This window comes from Bellilinea sp., from assembly GCF_034432615.1.
In the GTDB taxonomy this organism is placed as follows: domain Bacteria; phylum Chloroflexota; class Anaerolineae; order Anaerolineales; family Anaerolineaceae; genus Bellilinea.
In genome coordinates, this window is sequence record NZ_DAOUBL010000363.1 from 1 (window position 1) to 6,760 (window position 6,760).

The 6,760-nt window shown below is 50.5% G+C and carries 9 protein-coding genes; 4 read left to right on the top strand and 5 right to left on the bottom strand.

The window, feature by feature from the left end; genetic code table 11:
* Nucleotides 1-194 (bottom strand): CBS domain-containing protein (locus tag VAE48_RS16215; protein ID WP_322794378.1); only part of this gene is annotated, 194 nt, incomplete at its 3' end.
* Between the two features lie 198 nt (nucleotides 195-392).
* On the opposite strand from VAE48_RS16215, the gene VAE48_RS16220 reads away from it, so the two are divergent.
* Together VAE48_RS16220 and VAE48_RS16225 are read left to right on the top strand one after the other, a co-directional pair.
* Complete coding sequence (locus VAE48_RS16220) at nucleotides 393-758, top strand: hypothetical protein (protein ID WP_322794379.1); 366 nt, start codon at nucleotides 393-395, stop codon at nucleotides 756-758.
* Entirely contained in the window at nucleotides 755-1,741 is a 987-nt protein-coding gene (locus VAE48_RS16225) for a hypothetical protein (protein WP_322794380.1), read from the top strand. Before VAE48_RS16220 ends, VAE48_RS16225 begins: the two co-directional genes overlap by 4 nt.
* 55 nt (nucleotides 1,742-1,796) lie before the next feature.
* On the opposite strand, the gene VAE48_RS16230 is transcribed toward VAE48_RS16225, so the two are convergent.
* Genes VAE48_RS16230 through VAE48_RS16240 form a run of 3 tightly spaced genes read right to left on the bottom strand, consistent with a single transcriptional unit; the run spans nucleotide 1,797 to nucleotide 4,498 of the window.
* On the bottom strand, nucleotides 1,797-2,651 hold the full coding sequence (locus tag VAE48_RS16230) for a DUF6159 family protein (RefSeq protein ID WP_322794381.1): 855 nt from the start codon (nucleotides 2,649-2,651) through the stop codon (nucleotides 1,797-1,799).
* Nucleotides 2,652-2,707: 56 nt separating this feature from the next.
* Nucleotides 2,708-3,556, bottom strand: a complete 849-nt coding sequence (gene proC, locus VAE48_RS16235) for a pyrroline-5-carboxylate reductase (protein ID WP_322794382.1) — start codon at nucleotides 3,554-3,556, stop codon at nucleotides 2,708-2,710.
* Between the two features lie 18 nt (nucleotides 3,557-3,574).
* Entirely contained in the window at nucleotides 3,575-4,498 is a 924-nt protein-coding gene (locus tag VAE48_RS16240) for a class I SAM-dependent methyltransferase (RefSeq protein WP_322794383.1), read from the bottom strand.
* 63 nt (nucleotides 4,499-4,561) lie between these two features.
* On the opposite strand from VAE48_RS16240, the gene VAE48_RS16245 reads away from it, so the two are divergent.
* Nucleotides 4,562-5,857: a PatB family C-S lyase gene (locus VAE48_RS16245; protein WP_322794384.1), complete on the top strand. Its 1,296-nt coding sequence runs from the start codon at nucleotides 4,562-4,564 to the stop codon at nucleotides 5,855-5,857.
* Between the two features lies 1 nt (nucleotide 5,858).
* Nucleotides 5,859-6,506 (top strand): YdcF family protein, encoded by a 648-nt coding sequence (locus tag VAE48_RS16250; protein ID WP_322794385.1) that lies wholly within the window; start codon nucleotides 5,859-5,861, stop codon nucleotides 6,504-6,506.
* Nucleotides 6,507-6,565: 59 nt separating this feature from the next.
* On the opposite strand, the gene VAE48_RS16255 is transcribed toward VAE48_RS16250, so the two are convergent.
* A partial coding sequence (locus VAE48_RS16255) for a cold-shock protein (protein ID WP_322794386.1) occupies nucleotides 6,566-6,760 on the bottom strand: 195 nt, incomplete at its 5' end.

Consider the following 6,760-nt stretch of genomic DNA (forward strand, 5'->3'; position numbering starts at 1 on the left):
CGCTGACGGACAGCCTGACGGGCATAATCCCGCTCTGAAAAAATGCCGACCAGTTTGCCTTCTTTGACTACCGGAACCGCCCCAATATCTTTTTCAGCCATCAGTTCCAACGCTTCCATGACAGTCGATTCCGGCAACACCGACCAGACTTGTGTCCCCTTGGTTTGTAGAATCTGCCGAACTGTGCTTTCCATGTTACCCCTCCGATCTCACAATTGATTGAAGCACCTGTATTTATTATAGAGGAAAACTGCCCCAAACGGTTAGGGGATTTGATTAATAAACCGGTAAAATGAAAAATGGCATCCAGTTGTTTGTTTTAATCAAGAGCGAAGATCTTGTCAGGGTATAATCCCCATCATCCCCCTATTTCTCAGAAAGGAGATGTTTCGATGTTTATGATTTTATTTGTACTGGATGAACCCAGCCGCTTAGATGAAGTGCTGGAAGGCTGGTCTGAAATTGGTATTCAGGGGGTAACGATCATCGAAAGCACCGGTTTCTACCGGAGGCAAATAAAGCGATCAAAACTCCATCTCACTTTTCTGGTAGAACCGCCATCGAGCATTCTGGAGGAAGGTAACATTACCCTCTTCACTGCAGTAGAGGATCAAGCGCTGGTAGAGCGGTGTTTACAAAAGACCGAACAAATTGTGGGGGATTTAGAAAAGCCACACAGCGGGGTGTTTATGTCGTGGCCGTTGAGCAGCGCTAAAGGATTGCACAAACACTCGGAAGAAGGGAAAAAGACCCCATGATCTGGATTGAGTTTATCGTCAGCTCGGCTCTGGTAGTAATTGCCGCGGTAAAACTGGCTGAATATGGGGATATTATTGCCATCCGTACCGGCCTGGGTAGAGCGTTCATCGGGGTTATCCTAATGGCTTCCGCAACCTCGTTGCCCGAATTCTTGACGGCCATCAATTCGATTCGTTTGGGGATACCCGACCTTTCGGGTGGCAATATTTTTGGCGCCAACATGTACAATATGCTGCTGCTGGCATTCATTAGTATCCTCGGATGGAGAGAACGGGCACTGCGGCTGGTAGTGCGCAGACATGGCTTAACCGGCGGTGGTGCCATCTTAATGATTTTACTGGCAACATTTTTTGTTTACCTTAACCTGGATATAAAAATAGGCTGGGTGGGTATAGACAGCCTGTTATTGATTGCGTCCTATCTTATTCTGGTAAGGCTGCTGCACACTTCAAATACCATCAGTGAAGAAGAGACTCAGGAAAGCGATGATGGATTACCAACTTTGAGAAGGGCGTTATTGTGGTTTGGTGGGGCAGCGCTGATACTGGTGCTGGTCATGCCCTGGCTTGTTCGCGTAGCCAATAACATCGCTGAAATGACCGGATTGGGAGAGGGGTTTGTAGGTGTGGCATTGATGGGATTTGTATCAACCATGCCCGAACTGGTAGCCACCATCACGGCTGTGCGGATGAAAGTTTATGATCTGGCGATTGGCAATTTATTCGGTAGCAATATGTTCAATATGTTTGCGCTGGGGCTGGTAGATTTTATTTTCACCAAAGGGCGGTTTATTGGCAGTATTTCACCCGAATTTGTGCTGGTGGGTTTTTTAGGGCTGATTATGAATGCAATGGCGTTAATCGGCAATCAATCCATCATTCGCCGGCGAGCCCTGTTCTTTCTGGAACTGGATGCGGCTGTTTTGATTTTAACTTTTATTTTGGGTATGATGTTAATTTATCAACGCGGGTTGGGAATATAGTCCAAATGGATCCTTTCGTCATAAAGAGGATCCATTTGGATTTGCTTCAACAGGTTTAGAAGGAACTGGTTTTTGAGGTGAAGGTTCGCTGAACCATGCTGTCGTCGAAGAAGCCGCCTGTGTGACCGGTTTCAGCATATTGATAAACTGCTGCGGCATAAACCCCGCTCAGGGTCGAATTGATCAACCCGATCAGGATCAAGGCAATGACCATGAGCACGAAGATGCCTATTGCCAGGGCTGCCGATTCCAGTGCAATGAACGCCAGACCGGCGAAGACCATACCCAACATGATGATGCCGAAGGAAATCAGACCGAAGACGGTGCCGATTCCGATATTGCCGGCAATTTGTTCTCCCCAGGTCTTTCGCAACAAGTACACACTGCGCTTGATGGCCTCAATTGGCCCTACCCCTTCAACCGCAAGAACGGGCACGACCAGGAAGGTTGCCACATTCCAGGCAAAACCGATCAGCGAGATGGCAAATCTGCCCAGCCCACGGCTGCGTTCGGAAACAGCGCGCAGAATCATCCCTACGGTGGCGGCAATCAAAGCATAGCCGATGATATTCAAAAGGCGACTGAAGGCAATTTGGAAGCCCTGCCCCACCGTTGGGTTGCCGCCCCGCAGGCGGATGACCGCCGCCCCAACCAGAGCGGTATTGGCGAAGAAGATGACCGTATATTGAACAATGTAAAACAGGAAAATGACCAGAAATCCAAGGATTTGAATGTTGTCTGAAAACAGGCTATCTACCAGGCCGCTCAGAAACATTGGCAGCGCAAAAGTGAGTGTAACGATCAGAGTGCCAATGGCAGAAACGATTGGAAAGACAACCAGTTCCTTATCGGCCAACAATACCCGAAAACTGGCTTTGACCAATTCCCAGCTGTTGCGTAACTTTTCCATGGTGTCCACCTCCACAAGTAATTACGACAAAAACCCTGAAAGGTTGCATTTTGGAGCTAGTCGGCGCTCTTCTCCGGCGGCTGGCTGTTTTTGCCCCGTCCCAACTCTTGAGAGCGTTCATAAGCGGCCCAAATAGCCCGGCTGAGCGCGGTGCGAAAACCGGCTTTTTCCAGATAATACAGGGCCGCAGCGGATGTGCCGCCCGGGGAGGTCACCTGATTGCGTAAATGGGCAGGGTGGTCTTTTTTGAGGGCGTAGTATTCCACTGACCCGCGGAGGGTTTGTGTGACCAGCTGTTCAGCAATGCGGCGCGGAAAACCCAGATGGACTCCGGCATCAATCAGGGCTTCCATGAAAAGAAAGACATACGCCGGCCCGGTGCCCGAAAGGGCGGTTGCCATATCCAGGTAGTTTTCTTCCTCGACAAATATTTCCTGCCCCAGCGCCGATAAGATCAGACGGGCGGCTTCTAACTGAGGCTCTGTTACAGCGGGTGAGGCGGTCCACACGGTGATGCCCTGTCCAATTTGTGCCGGTGTGTTTGGCATTGCGCGGATGACGGCGGGATGTTCCAATCCGCTGCTGATGGTTTGAATAGAAGCACCGGCGATGATGGACAAAACCAAAGCCCGGGAATCAATTTTTCCGCGCAAGCCGGCAAGAACAGCCCGCAATTTTTGCGGTTTGACCGCCAAAATGACAATATCAGCGTTGCTGACGGCTTCAGCGTTGTCTGTGGTAAAACGTATACCATAATGTTCAATGAGTTCGCTGCCGCGCTCCGGGCGAGGACCGGCGGCGATGATCTTCTGTGCCGGCAGTACCTGATTGCGAATCAAGCCGGCGATGATGGCTTCTGCCATCACGCCCGGACCAATGATTGAAAGGGTTTGTGAATTCATCATAAGATTATTTCCACCTTGTCATGATCTGGATGGAGCGGTTGTAAACCGCGACCAACGCGCAAAAATTGCCATGGAGAGCAGCCGTCCCACGCTCTTTTCCTGTAAAGCAACCTCACCACATGTCCAGTCGCCGTCGGTGTGTTGGATTAATTCCTGCAGGGCGTATTGTAAAGTCAGCGCTGAGGCTTTGACTGCATAGGCTGTGAGGACGACAAAAAGGGGCTGATCAGCCAGCACTTGTTGACAAGAATCGAGCAAATTGGGCAAAAGCCGGAAGAATTCCCACACCTCACCTTTTGGTCCGCGACCGAATTTTGGAGGATCGAGGATTAATCCTTCATATTTTACCCCGCGGCGTGCCTCCCGCTGGACGAATTTGACCGCATCATCCAGAATCCAGCGGATGGGTGCAGAATCCAACCCGGAAAGAGTTTGATTTTCGCGTGCCCAGTTGAGAACTTTACGGGAAGCATCCACATGGGTTACCTGCGCTCCGGCCTGTGCCGCTGCTAGAGTGGCAAGACCGGTATAACCAAACAGGTTCAACACCTTGACCGGTTTACCGGCGGCTGAGATTTGTTCTGAGATCCAATCCCACTGGCACGCCTGTTCAGGGAAAACCCCTACATGCCGGGATGCGCTGGTTTGCACATAAAACGAGAGCTTTTTATAGCGCATCTTCCACCGTTCGGGGAGCGGTTTATGGTGCTGCCAGTGACCGCCGTTTTCTTCGGGGCTAGGTACAAAGCGGGCGTGAGCAGCTGACCACCTACTCTCCGGCAAAGCCGGCGACCAGACGGCTTCAGCCTCAGGACGAATCAGTTGGAATTGCCCGAATCGTTCCAGTTTCCAACCGTTGCCGCTGTCCAGCAACTCATAATCCTTCCAGTCGGGAGAAGTCAGGATGCAATAGGGGATTGGCAGGGTTTGTTTGGAGAACATACCTTTTATGAAAGCGAGTATATCAGATTTTGACCTGAACAAGTCCCCCGGCTTGACAGGGGATTGAGCGCAAAAATCAGGATTCTCAACCGGTCTCAAAACCATGCAGCGCTGTTCGACAGGAACGGCATTGGGCGTTATAATCCTCAACGTTTTGGAAATTATCACCTGATGTTCGATGAGGTAACGCTGATGCAGGCATTTGATTTTGACCATGTGATTGATCGTCGAAGTTCGGAAAGCATCAAATGGCATGCCTTTGCGGAAGATGTCCTGCCCATGTGGGTCGCAGACATGGATTTTGCAGCTGCGCCGGATATCATTGAAGCCTTGCAGCAGCGCATTTCGCACGGGGTTTTTGGGTATCCGGCCGAATTAAAAGGTTTGAAAGAATCCATCATGGCATGGTTGGAAAAACGTTATGCCTGGAAAATCCAGGCGGAAGAATTAATTTTCCTGCCCGGGGTGGTGGTGGGATTTAATCTCGTAACCCAGGCAATCTGCGCCGATCAGCGCGGTGTCGTCATTCAGACGCCGGTTTACCCGCCTTTTTTGAATGTCGGAAAAAACGCGGGCGTACCGCTGTTGTCTTCCAAACTGATCAAGGGCAAGAATGATCGTTACGAGGTGGATTTTGATTCATTCAACCATTCCCTCGATCAAAATGCCGGCATGTTTTTACTGTGTAATCCGCATAATCCGGTTGGGCGGGTTTTCACTCGTTTCGAACTGGAGCAGATGGCTGAAAATTGTCTTCGGCGGGATGTGATGATTTGTGCCGATGAGATTCATTGTGATTTGGTGTACGAAGGCAGCCATCACATTCCGCTGGCTTCGCTGGATGACGAAATAGCTCAAAAAACGGTTACGCTGATGGCTCCCAGCAAAACTTTCAACATTCCGGGGCTGGAATTTTCCTTTGCCGTGGTGCAGAATCCCGAATTGCGGCAAAGGATTCATCAGGCACGGCGCGGGCTGGTGGGGGGTGTCAATTTGATGGGGATGGTCGCAGCGCAGGCTGCCTATCAGTATGGAGAAGTGTGGCTGGAGCAACTTCTGGCTTATTTGAAATCCAACCGGGACTGGTTATATCAGACGGTGGGCGAGCGTATGAAAGGTGTTCAAATGCCGCTTCCGCAGGGAACCTACCTGGCGTGGCTGAATTTTCAATCTACCCCAGTCGGAAATGATCCTTTTACATTTTTCCTGAAAGAAGCAAAAGTGGGATTGAACGATGGTTGTGCCTTTGGCAAAGGCGGTGAAGGGCATGTCCGCCTGAATTTCGGCTGTCCGCGCAGTTTGCTGGAAGAAGGCGTCAATCGCATGATTGCAGCGTTAGAGAAAAACCAAAGAGGATAACATGAATCAAACCGCTCAAACCCCAGATAACAGCAGGGGCTGTGGAGGCTGCTTTTTAAGGGGGATGGGGGTATTGGGATTTCTTTTTTTGCTCCCGATTGGAATCTACGCACTGTTATATGCCATCGGTGCCCTATTGATCACTTCGGATGCGATGAAGGATGCCGATATGATTGTGTTGTTGGGCGGTGGTGACCGCCAGCGCTGGCAGGAGGCGGTCAGGCTTTACAAGGATCAACCCTCAAGAATTATTTTAATTACGGAAACTGGCGACACCATTAACGAAATTGGCACCCGCTACAGTCTGCTGGTGCGCAATAATCTTTCGGCAATGGGCGTTCCGATGGATAATATCCGCATTATCCCGGAAGTTTCGCGTTCAACGGTGGAGGAAGCGAAAAGTGTGCGGGATTACATGGAATATTGGGGGCATACCTCCTGCATTGTGGTCACGGATCCCTATCACACTTTTCGCACCCGCCTGATCTTTCACGACACTTTTCAAGGAAGCCCGGTCAAAGTACAAATCCACGCGGTGAGAGGGCACTGGTACAAAGCGACCACCTGGATGTTTAGCCGAGAAGGTTGGGAAGTTACCCTCCTGGAACTGGCCAAAGTACTGGGTTACGTGTTTGGCGCTGGAAGGTAAACAAACAACAGAGCCGCTTTTCGCGGCTCTGTATGACGATTGAAAGATGGTTGTGGGGGTTACTGCAGTGGGACAACTTGCGCGGCTTGGAGACCTTTGGGACCTTTTTCGATAGAAAACTCCACTTTCTGGCCTTCCTTTAACTGCTTGTAGCCCTGCATATCGATTGCGGAGAAATGTACGAAGACATCCTCCCCATTGTCACGGCCGATAAAGCCGTACCCCTTGGCGGGGTTGAACCACTTGACGGTCCC